The sequence below is a fragment of the Rhodococcus sp. NPDC127593 genome (assembly GCF_042671975.1).
Taxonomy (GTDB): Bacteria; Actinomycetota; Actinomycetes; order Mycobacteriales; family Mycobacteriaceae; genus Rhodococcus_F.
In genome coordinates this window covers 30,768-45,492 of sequence record NZ_JBHXWI010000049.1, presented here as the reverse complement: position 1 = coordinate 45,492, position 14,725 = coordinate 30,768, and the positions used below count along the sequence as shown (strand labels likewise).

Below are 14,725 nucleotides of genomic sequence, written 5' to 3'. Positions count from 1 at the left end.
TGCACGATCTATTCGCCTACGCTACAGTTTCGGGCACACAGTTTCGACAGGAGCACCGATGACAACGCCGAAGACCCGCCCTGCCCAGGCGAAGGCCCCGCGCGCGGAGGGGCAATGGGCCCAGGGCGACCGTGAGCCGCTCAACGTGAATGAGCAGGTCAAACAGGATGATGACGGCCTCAACGTGCGCAAGAGAATCGAGGAGGTGTACTCCCGCACCGGTGTCGCCGGCATCGACCCGACCGACCGGCGAAGCCGGTTCCGCTGGTGGGGGCTCTACACCCAGCGCGCACCTGGCATCGAGGGCGGCCGGACCGCCACGTTGCCGCCGGAAGAGCTCGAGGACCAGCACTTCATGCTCCGCATCCGAATAGATGGAGGGGCACTGACCACCGAACAGCTGCGCGTCGTCGGTGAAGTCTCCCGACTCTTCGCCCGCGACACCGCGGACCTCACCGACCGCCAGAACATCCAGCTGCACTGGATCCGGGTCGAGGACCTGCCCGAAATCTGGCGGCGGCTCGAAGGGGTAGGCCTCACCACTGCCGAATCCGCAGGCGACACCCCGCGCGTGGTCCTCGGCTCGCCGATGGCCGGTATTGCCGTCGACGAGGTCCTCGACGCCACACCCGCTCTGCACGAGATCACCCGCCGATTGATCGCAAACCCCCAATACTCCAACCTGCCGCGCAAGTTCAAGACCGCCATCTCCGGCCTTCAGGACGTCGTCCACGAAATCAACGATGTGGCATTCATCGGCGTCGAACACCCGGAGCACGGTCCGGGACTCGACGTCTGGGTCGGCGGCGGCCTGTCAACCAATCCTCGCATCGGCGAGCGGTTGGGCGCGTGGGTCCCGCTCGAGGACGTGCCCGACGTGTGGATCGGTATCGTCTCCCTCTTCCGTGACCACGGGTATCGGCGCCTGCGAGCGAAGGCGCGCCTGAAGTTCCTCGTCGCGGACTGGGGTGTCGAGAAATTCCGCGACGTGCTCGAGAGGGAGTACCTCGGACACCCGATGCTCGATGGACCCGCACCCGAGCCGCTCGACGAACCACGCGATCACGTCGGTATCCAGCGCCAGAAGAACGGTCTCAACGCCGTCGGGATCGCACCCGTTGTCGGCAGGGTCGGCGGCACCCTGCTCACCGACTTGGCACGGGCAGCGGAAGCAACCGGATCCCGGCGGGTCCGCATCACCCCGATGCAGAAACTCGTCATCCTCGATGTGCCCGACGAACAGATCGACTCACTCCAATCCGATCTCGAAAGTCTCGGATTTCCGTCGAGTCCGTCACCGTGGCGACGGAGCACCATGGCATGCACCGGCATCGAATTTTGCAAGTTCGGGATCGTGGAGACCAAGGCGCGGGCCGCCGCACTCATTGCGGAAGTCGAGAAGCGACTTGCCGACGTCCAGGATCGGCTCGAGCACCCGATCACACTGCACCTCAATGGGTGCCCCAACTCGTGCGCCCGCATTCAGGTCGCCGACATCGGCCTGAAGGGCATGATCGTGACCGACGTCGATTCCAACCAGGTCGAGGGATTCCAGGTTCACCTCGGCGGCGGCCTCGGGCTGGACACGAGCTTCGGACGTAAATTGCGCGGCCACAAGCTTCCAGCCACCGAGGTGCCCGACTACGTCGAGCGGATCGTTCGACGCTACGTGGCCGACCGCGCGGGCTCCGAGAAGTTCGCGACCTGGGTCCAACGCGCCACCGACTCCGATCTCGCATGATCGGCTCGCACTGCCGGGCACGACGCGGTCGAGGCTGAAGAGAGACGTCCCGGAGAACCCGCCTGTCGCGGTCTGCTACTTGCCGGCGTCGGTGACGGGCTCGCGCTCGGGGAGCGTAGTCGCATGGTCGTTGACCACGTGCTCCCACCACGATTCGAGCGGGCTCGGTTCGGGCCACACGATCGCGTCGGCCGTGAGTGATGGCGCACTTTCGCGCGGGTGGCCCGATTCTGCTGTGCTGATCTCGTTCGGATCTACCTCGGAATCACTCACCGCTCGCGCCCCGTGTCGCGTCAACTCGCGTGAGCGTGTCGGCGGGGAGGAAGCTGGCTGACCAGCCGCTCCCACTCTTCGAATCGGGCAGCTTCGGGCGAGCGCGGACGGGACGATGGTCCGGCGGCGAGGTCGACCAGGCTCCGGGCAGCGCCGAGGACGGTCAGGTGATGACGGCGGGCGACGTCGAGGAGTTCGTCGAACGCCTGGGCATCACTGCAGCCGCGGCCTGCGATCAGGATTCCCTTCGCCGTGCCGAGTAGTTCACGTCCGTCGGGACGCCTACGGGGGATCAGCCGTGTCGGGCCGGGAGTCGGAGTGAGTAGTTCGGTGCTGTCCTCGATCATTCCGCGATGCTCCTTCGCTCTCGTGCATCGGCTGCCGGCCCGCCGGTGTGCCGACGATCCCGTCCGGACGCAAAATGTGAGTCACGTCACTGTCGATGCCCCAACAGTTCTAGCCGACGGCGCCGCGCCTGTCATCTAGACAACTGTCCAGCTGTGCCGTCACTTGACGAGGTGCTCAGGTAGTGGCCACCAACAAATCCTCTCCGCTCGACGGTCGCAGGCCGTCGGTCCGATCGGCGAAGTAAAGCTCGGCGAGTGACGTTCCTGCCACGTGCTGACCGCCCGTGAAACCGGCCTCGCGGGCCAGGGCGAGCATTTCCTGCGGCGTGAAGAAGCTGATGAACGGTGTTCCGGCCGCCCGTGCACCCTTCTCGGACGTCTGGAGTCCGGGGCGATCGGCGTCGTCGAGAAGCCCGGGCGGCAGCAGGAACGTCATCGCCAGCGTCGAGCCGGCAGCGAGACCGGCGAGCTGGCGCAGGGTGGCCGCTGTCGCGTCTTTCGTGAGGTACATCGTGACGCCGGTCGAGACGACAACCGCCGGCAGGCCGGGATCGAAGCCCGCCGCAGCCAGCTGCTCCGACCAGGACTCGCTCGCCTCGAAATCGACCGCAACCAGCCGCAACCAGTCGGGTACACCGAAGCCCAGCTCGATCAGCCGTTTCCGCTTCCATGCTCGAGGGCCGGGTTGGTCGACCTCGAACACCCGCATACGGGAGGCGATCTCCCGGCCTACGCTGGGCAAAGGTGTCCAGTCCGGCCCCCAGGACGACGTACTGGTCGACGCCGCGGCCGGCCTGCTCGGCAACCAGCTCTTCGATGAAACGAGCACGCGCGACGATGGCCGCCCGAAACCCGCGGGTGCCGGCCGGGTCCATGTCCGGACGAGCCCGCCAGCCCTCGTCCGGGGCCGCGAGCTGCAGGCCGATCTCGTCGACGAGAACGTGCGGCGGCGGGTCGACCTGTACGTGCATTGCCCGCCACAGGGCAACGCGCACGGCCGTGCTGTCCGGTCCGTCCGTCTGCTCGTCTGCCGCCGCCATGACGTTCTCGCTCCTCACGGTCAGTTCTCAGCCGTCCGATGCCACGCCCAGCTAACACCCGGCGCTCCCAGCGTATATAGCTCGTATGAAACCGTCAGTGAAGCGAGCCACCGGCCTGTTCACGGCCACAGCAGCCGCTCTCCTCGCATTCGCAACACCCGCGCAGGCGAACTCCCCCGCGCCCGTCTACTTCCGCGTGGGGAACTTCAACTGCTCGATCGCACCCGACGACGTCGTGGGATGCGATCTGCCACAACCATTGCCGATGGACTTCCCGATCCTCGGCGAGTTCGGACTGCCGTGGCTGGGACCCGTCCAGCACGTCGTCATCGACCTTCCCTGGCTTCCCGCTCACCCCACCTATCCGCCCGGCACTCCGTTCACCCTGCCCGCCGGCAGCCCCGACATATCCGAGGTCGCCACCAGCCGGAGCATGTACCAGAAGACGATCACCCACGGGGGAACCACCTGTGTCGCAGGATTCATGGGGGACCTCACCTGCACCGCCAAGGGGCACGGCTTCGTCGTCACCGTCTACGGAATCCACGCGCACTGAACCGTTACCACACCAGGTCGATGTCGACTACGTCATACGCAACGTCACACGGCGAGGTGCCGGGCGAGGTAGGCGGCGGTGGCGGAGCCGGCCGTCTCGGCAACGACCGTCGGTGGCCCCGCGGCGATGATCCGGCCGCCGTTGTCTCCGCCGCCGGGCCCGAGATCGATCATCCAGTCCGCCGAGGCAATGACCGGCATGTCGTGTTCGACGAGTACGACGGTATTTCCCGCAGCGACGAGACGACGCAACACCACCATGAGGCGGTCGACGTCGGCGGGGTGCAATCCGGTGGTCGGTTCGTCGAGTACGTAGAGCGTGTGCCCGGATCGGATGCGCTGCAGTTCGCTGGCGAGCTTGACGCGTTGCGCCTCCCCACCGGACAAGGTGGTGGCCGATTGGCCGAGTCGCAGATATCCGAGACCGACTTCGGCCAGCATGTCGAGGCTTTTCGCCGCTGCCGGAACGTGACTCAGGAAAGCACGGGCATCGTCGACCGTCATCGCGAGAACGTCCGCGATCGACCGGCCGTCGACGAGAATCTCGAGGGTCTCCGCGTTGTATCGCGCGCCCGCACAGGCCGGGCACGGCGCGGAGGCCTCGGGGAGAAACAGCATGCCGATGGTGATCGAACCGGCGCCCTCGCATTCCTCGCAACGGCCGCCGCTGACATTGAATGAGAATCGGCCCGGGCTGTATCCCCGATCACGGGCAACGGGGTGTGCGGCGAAGAGTTTCCGGATCACATCGAAGAGACCGGTGTAGGTCGCGAGATTCGAGCGCGGAGTCCGCCCGATGGGGGTCTGGTCCACGCGCACCAGCCGGGTGATGTGTCCGAGCCCGTGGGCGGCCACGACCGTCGGCTCGGTGTCGTTCTCGCGCTCCTCGGCCAGTACGACCGTGGAATCCTCGGCGTCGTCTCCCCCGGTGTCGCCCCCGGGTTCGCTGTCGACGCCGAGGTGTTGAGCGACGACGTCGGTGAGCACACGGCTGACGAGTGTGGATTTGCCCGAACCGGACACGCCCGTGACCGCGGTGAGCACCCCGAGCGGGATTCGCACGGTCAGATCACGGAGGTTGTGCATCGTGATGCCGGCGAGTTCGATCCACCGGCTCGGCGGTCCGGGCTCGGGGTAACTCTCGGGGGTTCCGAAAAGGTATCGGCGAGTGGCGGATTCGGGGACGTGAGCGAGACCGTCCACCTCACCGCTGTAGAGCACCCGGCCACCATGCTCCCCGGCACCGGGACCGACATCGACGATCCAATCTGCTGCCCGGACGACGTCGAGGTTGTGTTCGATGACGAAGACGGAGTTACCTGCCGCTCGTAGTCGCCGCACGGCGGTGACCAGCGCCTCGGTGTCGGCGGGATGCAGGCCTGCGGACGGTTCGTCGAGGACGTACAGCACTCCGAACAGACCCGATTGCAGCTGGGTTGCCAGCCGCAGGCGCTGAAGTTCTCCCGGCGAGAGGGTGGTGGTCGAACGGGCAAGGCTAAGGTATCCCAGCCCGAGCTCGGTCAGACCCGCGAGGCGTCCGCGAAGGTTGTCTACCAGCGCCGCGGATGCGCGTTCGGTTGCGTCGCTTGCGTCGGAACCGCGGGATGCGACGACGGCGTCGAGGACCGACGCCAGATCGGCCAGTGACAGTTCCGTGGCGTCGGCGATGTCGAGGCCGGCGAACCGTACGGCCAGCGCCTCGGGGCGCAGCCGTTTGCCCCTGCACGCACTGCAGGGCCGGGACACCAGATATCGGGCGACCTTCGCCCGCTGGGTTGCGCTCTTCGTCGTCGCGAAGGTGTGCAGGACGTAGGTGCGGGCGCTCGAGAACGTCCCCTGGTAGTCGCGCACCATCTTGCCCGGGTCGCGCACCGGTGACACCGTGACCGTGGGTTGTTCCTCGGTGGTGAGGACCCACTCGCGCTGGTCCTCCGGGAGCTCGGACCAGGGGCGGTCCACGTCGATACCGAGTGTGTCGAGGATGTCGCGGTAGTTCTTGCCCAGCCACGCGCCGGGCCAGGCGGCGACGGCACCGCCGCGGATACTTCGGCTCGGGTCCGGCACCAGGGCATCGATGTCGACGTCGTGCGTGCGTCCGAGTCCGTGGCAGGCTGGGCATCCGCCTTCGGGTGTGTTGGGCGAGAACGCATTCGAGTCGAGGATGGGGGCACCCGGCGGGTACGTACCGACTCGGGAGAACAGCATCCGCAGCACGTTCGAGATGTGGGTGAGGGTGCCGACCGACGATCGGGCGGAGGTATGACCGCGGGCCTGCTGCAACGCAACCGCCGGTGGAAGCCCGGTGATGTCTCCAACCCTGGGCGCTCCGATCTGATCCATCAGCCGGCGTGCGTACGGGGTGACGGACTCGAGGAACCGCCGTTGCGCTTCGGCGTAGATGGTGCCGAAGGCCAACGAAGACTTCCCCGATCCCGAGACCCCGGTGAACGCGACGATGCAGTCCCGGGGAATGAACACATCGACGTGGGCGAGGTTGTGTTCGCTGGCGTCGAATACTGCGATTCCGTTGAATTCCTGGGCGCGTAACAATTCAGTGTGCGGTCCGGGATCGAAGGTGGGCACAACTGCTCCAGGTGTCGGTTCGTGCTCGGACAGGTTACGTCCCAGTCTTACTCGAGGGGTGGAACCATTTGTACTGGCGACGCTCTTTCGGGGAGAGTCCGCCCCAGATTCCGGCCCGAAGTATGCCATCAGCTCACCTGGACCGACGTGATCGCCGCGGCCTCGATGGTGTCTTCTGAGAGAAACTGCATATCGCGATCGCGTCCTCGGGCCACGCGGAGAGCAGGTTCAGTTTGGCCGCGCGGGCGATGGAGAACTGGTGATCGTCTACTGGGCAGTGTCGCGGGTGACGTCAGACGATGTTCGTCTCGCCTGCTCGGATACCGGCCTGCGCGAAGCGGTCCAGGGCGAAGGAGCTGATGTCGTATCCGGGCTCCTTGCCGTGGTAGAGGTCGCGCACGATCTCGCCGGTCGCCGGTCCCATCAGGAAGCCGTGGCCGGAGTAACCGGTGGCGATGAGCAGGCCCTCGACCTCGGTGGAGCGATCCATGATCTGGTTGCGGTCGGGGGTGACCTCGTAGAGACCGGCCCACCCGGTGCTGATGCCGTAGTCCAGTACAGCCGGCACCCGGGTCTCGGCGATGGCGCCCAGTCCCATCAGCCAGTCCTCGAGTTCGAACTCGAGGTTGAATCCCTCGCGCTCGTTCGGGTCGGACCAGCCGAGCAGCAGGCCTTTGCCTTCCGGGTGGAAGTAGAAGTTGGACGGGAAGTCGATGGTCAGCGACGGCGAGGATTCGGGCAACTCGGAGAGCGGCTCGGTGAAGGCGATCTGTCGGCGGACGGGAACGACGGGGATGTTCACCCCGAGCATGGTGCCGATGCCGGCCGACCAGGCTCCCGCAGCGCACACCACGGTGTCGGTCTTGATGCGTCCGTGTTCGGTCACGACCGCGGTGATCGTGCCGCCTGTGCTCTCGATGTCGGTGACCGCGCAGTGACGGACGATGCGGGCACCGTGTCGACGGGCAGCGGCGGCGTATCCCATCACGACCGATTCGGGGGTGGCCTTGCCGTCCTGGGGCGACCAGGATGCCGCGAGGAGCCCGTCTGTACTGATGAGCGGCGAAATCTTCTGTGCTTCTTCGGGGGTGACCATGCGGCTCGGAACGCCGTGGCGGTTCTGCAGCGCGACGCTCTCGGTGAAAATGTCGACGTTCGCCTGGTCCGAGAGAAGATAGAGGTAGCCGTCGCGGCTGAAGTCGATCTCCTGGTGGTACTCCTGCGCGAACCGCGAATACACGTCGAGGCCGCGCAGACCGATCGCGATGTTGGCCTCGTTGCTGAAGGAGGCGCGAACACCGCCGGCGGCCTTGCAGGTCGAGCCGCAAGCCAACTCGTCCTTTTCCAGGAGAACGACATCGGAGACCCCGGATTCGGCGAGGTGGAACGCAATGCTGGCGCCGATGACGCCGCCGCCGATCACGACGACGGACGCCTGTTCGGGAAGTTCCTTGCTCATGTCGTCCTCTTCTTTCCTTCGAGAGTAGTGATGTGATGCCCGACCGGTTCCGGGACACCTGACGAACGACCGGGTCGATGGCTTTGCCTGGAAGAATGACGCGCGCCCGCTGACCGGAGTGGGGTCACACGGTCAGCGGGCGCGTGGTGGCTTCCGAACCTTTTAGAACGCGGCGTTCTGCAGGGAACGCCCGCGGAGCACCATGGCTTCGCGCACGCGCTCCTGGGCGGTGGCGCGGGCCACCTCGTGAGTGGTCCGCCCCTGAGCCTTCGACGCATCGAGAGTATCGATGGTGCTGGCGCGCAGCTTGTTCGAGATGTTGTCGAACACGGCTGCCGGTTCGGGACGGATTCCGGAGAAGCGGGCATCCATCGCCACGGCTGCATCGACCACACCGCCGGCGTTGGCGATGAAATCCGGAACCACGGTCACGCCGCGGTCGAACAGCACCGACTGCGCTTCGGGGCTGCTCGGCAGATTCGCGCCTTCGACGACGATCTTGGCCGGCAACGTCCGGGCGAGATCGGCGTCGATGACGTCCTGCAACGCTGCCGGGATCAGGATGTCCGCCGTCACCGAGAGTTCTTCCCCGGCAGCGAGAGGCTTGGCGTCGGAGTACTGGTCGACGAGTCCGTCACCGTACTGATCGCGCAGGTCGAGCAAGGTAGCGACGTCGAGCCCGTCCGGGTTGTGAATGCCGCCCTGCGAGGTGGACACAGCGACGATGGTCGCCCCGAGTTCCGCGAGGCGCTTCGCGTTCGCCGCTCCGACCGCTCCGAAGCCCCGAATGGACACGCTCAGCGAACCGGTGGACAGGCCGATGGCCTGCGCGGCGGCGTCGGCCGACTCCGCGACACCGTGGCCGGTGACCCCGAGCTGGTCGTACGGGAGCCCGCCGAGCGCGTGGGGGGTGCCCACCGCGCCGCCGCGTCCGCCGACCTCGTCGAGCATGATCGCGGCATCCTTCTCGGTCAATCCCACGTCGAGCCCGCAGACGTACTCCTCGGGGACCTCGTTGCGGAGTGCCCGGACGAAGGCACGCAGGACCGCGTCCTTGGAGGAGGCAGTCGGGTCGGCCCAGATGCCGGCCTTGGCGCCGCCGTAGAACAGGTCGACCCCCGCCCACTTCCAGGTCATGTTGCGGGCCAGCCTGGCGACCTCACCGACACTGACCGTGGTGGACATGCGGGTCCCGCCCTTGCCCATTCCGCGGGCGGTGTTGTCGATGACCAGAACGCCGCGCAACCACCGAGGTCAGTCCCGTTGCCGCACAGCATCGACGTCGAGCTGCGCGGCGAGCAATTGCGCCAAGTGGTCACCGCGACGATCGGTCAGATCCGACAACTGGGTCCGGCAGGAGTAGCCGTCGGCCAGGATCGTGGTGTCCGCGTCCGCCCCGGCCACGGCGGGTAGGAGTTGCTGTTCGGCGACCGCCACCGACACCTCGTAATGCCCCTTCTCGACGCCGAAGTTGCCGGCCAGCCCACAGCATCCGCCCAGCCGCTGAACCTGTGCACCGGCCTTCTCGAGAAGCTGCGCGTCCTGACTCCACCCCATCACCGAATGATGGTGGCAGTGCGGCTGCGCGACAACGGACTTGCCTTCGAGAGACGGCGGTTCCCACCCTCGGTCCGTCAACAGTTCCGCGAGGGTGCGGGTTGCGTCGGCGACCGGTTCGGCCGCCGACCTACCGAGCAGTTCCGCGGCGTCCGAGCGCAGCACACCCGTGCAGGACGGCTCCATTCCGGCGATCGGAATTCCGGCCGCGGCACTACCGGACAGTGCGTCCACGGTGCGGCCGAGGATCTTCTTCGCCGCGGTGAGCTGCCCGGTGGAGATCCAGGTGAGTCCGCAGCACTGCTGCTTGTCGGTCAATTGCGGCCGGTAGCCGGCGGCCTCGAGCACCTGCACCGTGGCGTGCCCGACCTCGGGGGTGAAGTAGTTGGTGAACGAGTCCACGAACAGCAGCACCGGGTCACCGGTCGTGGCACGGTCGTTCTCCGTGGCCTTGAACCAGGACCGGAACGTCCGCTTCGCGAACGGTGGAATGGTGCGGCGCTTGTCCACTCCGGCCGACGACAACGCCAGCGGCCCGATGCCGGGAATGCGCATCGTGGCGTTGACCAGACCGGGCGCGCGGCTGGCGATCTTCGCCCAGCGCGGGAGCCACCCCAGCGAGTAGTGCGAGGCGGGGCGGATGCGGCCCTTGTAGCTCTGGTGCAGCACTTCGGATTTGAACGCGGCCATGTCGACACCGGTCGGGCAGTCCGAGGAGCACCCCTTACAGGACAGGCACAGGTCGAGGGCGTCGTGAACCTCGGGCGATCGCCAGCCACCCTCGATGTCGGTGCCGTTGATCATCTCCTGCAGCACGCGCGCGCGGCCGCGGGTGGAGTCCTTCTCCTCCCGGGTCGCCTGATACGACGGGCACATCACGCCGCCGGCGGCGGTGTTGTCGGCCCGGCATTTTCCGACGCCGGTGCAGCGGTGCACCGCCTGGGTGAAATCTCCGTCGTCGTGGTGGTAGGCCAGGGCCAGGTTGCGGCGCAGGAGTGGGGCTGCGGGAATGCGCAGGTCCGCGTCGACCGGGCGGGGGTCGACCACCACTCCGGGGTTGAGGATGTTGTCCGGGTCGAAGACGTGCTTGACGGCAGCAAAGAGCTTCATCGCGTCCGGTGAGTACATCAGCGGCAATAGTTCGCTGCGGGCGCGGCCGTCCCCGTGCTCACCGGACAGGGATCCGCCGTAGCCGGCGACGAGTGTGCTCGCCGCGACCAGGAAGTCCCGGAAGATGCCGTCCCCGCCGGGCTTGTCGAGCGGCCAATCGATGCGAACGTGCATGCATCCGTCACCGAAGTGTCCGTAAGGCAGGCCGGTGACGTCGAATTCGTCCATCAGGGCGTCGAAGTCGCGTAGGTAGTTGCCCAGCATGGCCGGTGGCACGGCCGCGTCCTCCCATCCTGCGTGTGCGGGAAGGCCGGCAGGACTGCGGCCGGCGAGTCCGGCACCATCGGCGCGAATCCGCCACAGCTGGGCCGTGCGCCCCTCGTCGGTGACCACGAGGCTATCCGCGGCGCCGCAGTCCCGTCCGACCTGCTGGGCCCTGGCGATCGTCTCGTCGAGGTCGTCGCCGACGACCTCGACGAACAACCAGGCCGCCCCCGCAGGCAACGGCGGAACCGCATCCGGGCCGCGGCGCTCGCGCACCACCTCGACGATCCGGCAATCGATACCCTCGCAGGCGGTCGGATCGAACTTCAGCACCAGCGGGGTCGCGTCACCCGCCGACGCGATGTCGGCGTACCCCAGTACGACCAGGACGCGGTGGGCGGGCTCGGACACCAAGCGGACCGTCGCACGAGTTGCGACCGCGAGGGTGCCCTCCGTGCCGACCAGCATGCGGGTCACGTCGAACCGATTTTCCGGCAGCAGGTGTTCGAGGGCGTATCCGGACACCTGACGGCCGAATTGCCCAAGTTCGGTGCGGATGGTCGCCAAACCGGCGCGGGTGACCTGCTGCAATGCACCCAGTGCCGGGGAGTCCGGCACCCCGCCCGCCGAACCCAGTTGCAGCGACTCCCCGGTTCCGGTCAGAACGTGCAGGCCCTTCACATTGTCCGAGGTCCGGCCGTATCCGAGAGTGCGTGAACCGCAGGCATTGTTTCCGATCATGCCGCCGATGGTGCAGCGAGTGAACGTCGATGGGTCGGGCCCGAATCGCAGGCCGTGCGGTGCAACGGCCTGCTGCAGCACCGTCTGAATTGTGCCCGGCTCGACGGTGGCCGTCTGTGCGTCCCTGTCGATCGAGAGCACCCGGTTCATGTGCCGGCTGAAGTCGAGAATCAGTCCCGTCCCGACAGCGTTGCCTGCGACGGAGGTGCCGCCACCTCGTGAGGTCAGCGGCACGCCCTCTCGGCGGCACACCGCGAGGGCGGCAGCGACCTCGTCGGCATGGCGTGGCCGCGCGACGACCAGCGGTCGCACCCGGTACAGGGACGCATCGGACGAATAGGCAGCGCGGGTGGTGCCGTCGGAGAGAACGTCGCTCACTCCCGAACTGCGCAGCTCAGCGGCCAGTGATTCAGCGGAGATCATTCGTAGCATGCTACAACGTCTAGCATGCTACGAACAGCCCCGTGTTGTTACAGTGAGCGAGTGGCAGACGAAGCGCTCGACCTCGAACCGCTCACCCCGTTCACGGGACGACGGATGGAGCAAGCGATCGCGGCGGTACGGGCGGCCATCGACGACGGCCGCATGAAACCAGGAGTGAAGTACTCGGTCTACCAACTCGCCGAGGGCCTGGGCATTTCCCGAACCCCGGTACGGGACGCTTTACTGCGCCTGGAAGAAGTGGGACTGATCAAGTTCGAAGCACGCCAGGGCTTCCGCATTCTCCTCCCCCAGCCGAAGGAGATCGCGGAGATCTTCGCAGTCCGGTTGGCCCTGGAACTTCCCGCGGTCCGCAAGGCCGCAACCGTGGCCGACCCCGCGCTCTCGGACGCACTGCAGCGGCAGCGACGCCTGATGCAGGACGCCGCTGCCGGCGGCGATGAACACGAGTTCGCCCATCACGATCTCGGGCTTCACGACCTGATCCTCGACGCCGCCGGCAACGCCCGAGCCCGTGCGATCGTCAAGACCCTTCGCGAGACAACCCGGCTACTCGGGGCCAACACCGCCGACAAGACCAGAACTCTCGCCGACATCGACAACGAGCACGCGCCCATCATCGATGCCATCATCGCCGGGGACCCCGACGGAGCCGAAGCCGCCATGCGCGTTCACCTGGTCAACACTGGGAAACTCCTTGTTACCCAAGCTGTTCTCAGCGACGGCTCCGGCCTCTCCGTCGACGAAATCTGGTCTGCCGCCATCGCCTGACCAATGCGTCAACTCCGCGGCGGCTTCTCTGGTGTCGTGCGCCGGTGCACGGCGAGTTGCAGCTCGAACAGCAGCCGGTCGGCTGCGTCCTGCAGACCGATCCCGATGATCTCCTCCACTCTGCGGATCCGGTAGCGCAGCGTGTTGGGATGCACCCTCAGTGCGGCGGCGGCATTACGAACGTCCCCGTGCTCGGCGAGGTAGGTCTCGGCACTCTCGCACAGGTTGGAAGCATGCTTTCGGTCGTACTCGAACAGCGCATCGAGGCGCGGATCGTGCAGCTCCGGGTGCTCGCCGACGAGGTCGAGGATCTCACCGAGCAGCACCGCGGTGCGGGATTCGGCGAGGGTGGTCACCCGCCCCTCCGGGAACGTGGCGGCAGTGCCGTCGAGAACCCTGTCGACCTCGACGCGCGCTGCGGCCACCTGCGCGAGATCGGGAACCGGAACGGCGATGGCGGCCCTCAGCACGATCGACCGCTTCGCCTCGAATTGGTCGACGAGCTGCCGCGTCCATGCAGTGACTCCCGCAGCGGACTTGTAGCGAGGAAGCAGCACGTACGCGCGATCACCGATCACAGTGGCGACCGAATGGCGGCTGAACGAGCTCGCGTGCAGGCGGAGCATGCTGCCCATACCGGCGAACTCGCCGGTGGCCGTCGAGCTCTCCGATCCGGTCGGCGCGAAGCCCACCACAGCGGCCGAGCCGCTCATCGGCAAGTTCAGGGCACTGGCCACGGAGGGCACGTCGACACCCCGGCCACGCGCCCCGAACAACCGTTGGACCAGCAGCCCCTCGGTGGAGGGGGCGTTGAGACTTCGGGAGATGATCCGGGCTGCGATCGCCGAAGCGCCGCGCAACACGTCCACCGCATCAGAATTGAACGGCGCGTCGCCCTGTTGCACCCAGATCGAACCGAGAAGCCGGGGTGCGGTCGAGGTGTCCTCGGTGGACTGGCGGATACTGACCACCAACCGCCGCTTGGTGGCGAGTTCCTCGTGCGCGGGCACGTCGATGACCTCGTCGCTTTCGCGGAGCCGATCGAACACTCCCCACTTCTGCAGTGCCCGCAGGTAATCGCGTGGGCCCTCGCGGCCGAGGATCGACAAGGCTCGCAGTTCGTCCGCCGCTTCGTCGGAGGCAGAGTAGGCGAGCACCTTCGACTGGGCATCCTCGATCGAGACCATCCCTCCGGCGTTCTGGGCGACGATCTGTGCGAGACCGAACAGGTCGGTGTCCGTGGCGAGCAGATCCGGGTCCGCAGGTGCGCCACGCCCGCGGCGAGAGCGGTCGAGCATGCGCTGGACCAACGGGAACACGTGATCCCATCGGGCCTTGGGGTGCACCGCCACCAGGGCGACGCCGGCACGGCGCGCCGCCTCCTGCACTGTGCTCGACTCGTGCGCCGTCTTCGACATCACCGCATGCGGCCGGTGCTCACGCGCCCGCCCGGAGACGTCGTCGAACCAGCGCACGGCATCGGCGTCGGCAACCCCCACATGGAGATACAAATCCTGCATCGGAGATTGCGATTCGGTTTCGACCGTCAGATCGGAGCTGTCGACGAGCGCCATCGACGCGACGACGACCTCGTCGCCCGCGGGAGCGTCGATCAGCTCGACGACCGCGGTGTCGAGAGCGCGGAGAAGCTCACGCAGCGTGATGGTTTCGGCAGAAGTAGCTGGCGCCGCGGCTGCCGTGGCGGGGCTTCGAGTTCCGGGAGTCACCGACATCGCTCCGTTCGGAAGGTGAGAGCAGGTTTAGCCAACAGTACAACGCCAAATGGTATTCCTTGTCCGATTGGCTCAATATCTCGGCTCTGTTCTGGTGTTGACTACGTCTA

Annotated in this window: 10 protein-coding genes and 1 pseudogene; 3 read left to right on the top strand and 8 right to left on the bottom strand. The window is 66.8% G+C overall.

What is annotated here, in order from left to right; all coding sequences use genetic code 11:
* Positions 1-58: 58 nt before the first annotated feature.
* A complete protein-coding gene (locus ACFVJ3_RS35655) occupies positions 59-1,741 on the top strand; it encodes a nitrite/sulfite reductase (protein ID WP_378456545.1) in 1,683 nt (560 codons plus the stop codon).
* Between the two features lie 75 nt (positions 1,742-1,816).
* On the opposite strand, the gene ACFVJ3_RS35650 is transcribed toward ACFVJ3_RS35655, so the two are convergent.
* The 3 genes and pseudogenes from ACFVJ3_RS35650 to ACFVJ3_RS35640 form a co-directional block, all read right to left on the bottom strand.
* A complete protein-coding gene (locus ACFVJ3_RS35650) occupies positions 1,817-2,014 on the bottom strand; it encodes a hypothetical protein (protein WP_378456544.1) in 198 nt (65 codons plus the stop codon).
* A 20-nt stretch (positions 2,015-2,034) separates the two neighbouring features.
* Positions 2,035-2,361 (bottom strand): ANTAR domain-containing protein, encoded by a 327-nt coding sequence (locus tag ACFVJ3_RS35645; protein ID WP_378456543.1) that lies wholly within the window; start codon positions 2,359-2,361, stop codon positions 2,035-2,037.
* Positions 2,362-2,536: 175 nt separating this feature from the next.
* A pseudogene (locus tag ACFVJ3_RS35640) lies at positions 2,537-3,332 on the bottom strand (class I SAM-dependent methyltransferase).
* Positions 3,333-3,498: 166 nt separating this feature from the next.
* Here ACFVJ3_RS35640 and ACFVJ3_RS35635 point away from each other — a divergent pair.
* The gene (locus ACFVJ3_RS35635) at positions 3,499-3,957 is read left to right on the top strand and encodes a hypothetical protein (protein ID WP_378456542.1); all 459 of its coding nucleotides are present in this window, start codon (positions 3,499-3,501) and stop codon (positions 3,955-3,957) included.
* Between the two features lie 44 nt (positions 3,958-4,001).
* Here ACFVJ3_RS35635 and ACFVJ3_RS35630 read toward each other — a convergent pair whose 3' ends face one another.
* The 4 genes from ACFVJ3_RS35630 to ACFVJ3_RS35615 form a co-directional block, all read right to left on the bottom strand.
* Positions 4,002-6,539 (bottom strand): ABC transporter, encoded by a 2,538-nt coding sequence (locus ACFVJ3_RS35630; protein ID WP_378456541.1) that lies wholly within the window; start codon positions 6,537-6,539, stop codon positions 4,002-4,004.
* 292 nt (positions 6,540-6,831) lie between these two features.
* Positions 6,832-7,998, bottom strand: coding sequence for an NAD(P)/FAD-dependent oxidoreductase (locus ACFVJ3_RS35625; protein ID WP_378456540.1), 1,167 nt, complete (start codon positions 7,996-7,998; stop codon positions 6,832-6,834).
* Between the two features lie 162 nt (positions 7,999-8,160).
* A complete protein-coding gene (locus ACFVJ3_RS35620) occupies positions 8,161-9,243 on the bottom strand; it encodes a Glu/Leu/Phe/Val dehydrogenase (protein WP_378456539.1) in 1,083 nt (360 codons plus the stop codon).
* 9 nt (positions 9,244-9,252) lie between these two features.
* Positions 9,253-12,102, bottom strand: a complete 2,850-nt coding sequence (locus tag ACFVJ3_RS35615; protein WP_378456538.1) for an FAD-binding and (Fe-S)-binding domain-containing protein — start codon at positions 12,100-12,102, stop codon at positions 9,253-9,255.
* Between the two features lie 51 nt (positions 12,103-12,153).
* Between ACFVJ3_RS35615 and ACFVJ3_RS35610 the strand changes: the two genes are divergently transcribed.
* Positions 12,154-12,882: a GntR family transcriptional regulator gene (locus ACFVJ3_RS35610; protein WP_378456537.1), complete on the top strand. Its 729-nt coding sequence runs from the start codon at positions 12,154-12,156 to the stop codon at positions 12,880-12,882.
* A gap of 8 nt (positions 12,883-12,890) precedes the next feature.
* Here the strand turns inward: ACFVJ3_RS35610 and ACFVJ3_RS35605 are convergent, their stop codons facing one another.
* Positions 12,891-14,615 carry a PucR family transcriptional regulator gene (locus tag ACFVJ3_RS35605; protein ID WP_378456536.1) on the bottom strand — a complete coding sequence of 575 codons (1,725 nt, stop codon included), beginning with the start codon at positions 14,613-14,615 and terminating at the stop codon, positions 12,891-12,893.
* Between the last annotated feature and the right edge of the window lie 110 nt (positions 14,616-14,725).

What these genes read in the sequence shown, in the direction of transcription:
- ACFVJ3_RS35645 (WP_378456543.1), bottom strand. Translation starts at nt 2,361, where the DNA reads ATGATCGAGGACAGCACCGAACTACTCACTCCGACTCCCGGCCCGACA.
- ACFVJ3_RS35615 (WP_378456538.1), bottom strand. Translation starts at nt 12,102, where the DNA reads ATGCTACGAATGATCTCCGCTGAATCACTGGCCGCTGAGCTGCGCAGT.
- ACFVJ3_RS35625 (WP_378456540.1), bottom strand. Translation starts at nt 7,998, where the DNA reads ATGAGCAAGGAACTTCCCGAACAGGCGTCCGTCGTCGTGATCGGCGGC.
- ACFVJ3_RS35605 (WP_378456536.1), bottom strand. Translation starts at nt 14,615, where the DNA reads ATGTCGGTGACTCCCGGAACTCGAAGCCCCGCCACGGCAGCCGCGGCG.
- ACFVJ3_RS35655 (WP_378456545.1), top strand. Translation starts at nt 59, where the DNA reads ATGACAACGCCGAAGACCCGCCCTGCCCAGGCGAAGGCCCCGCGCGCG.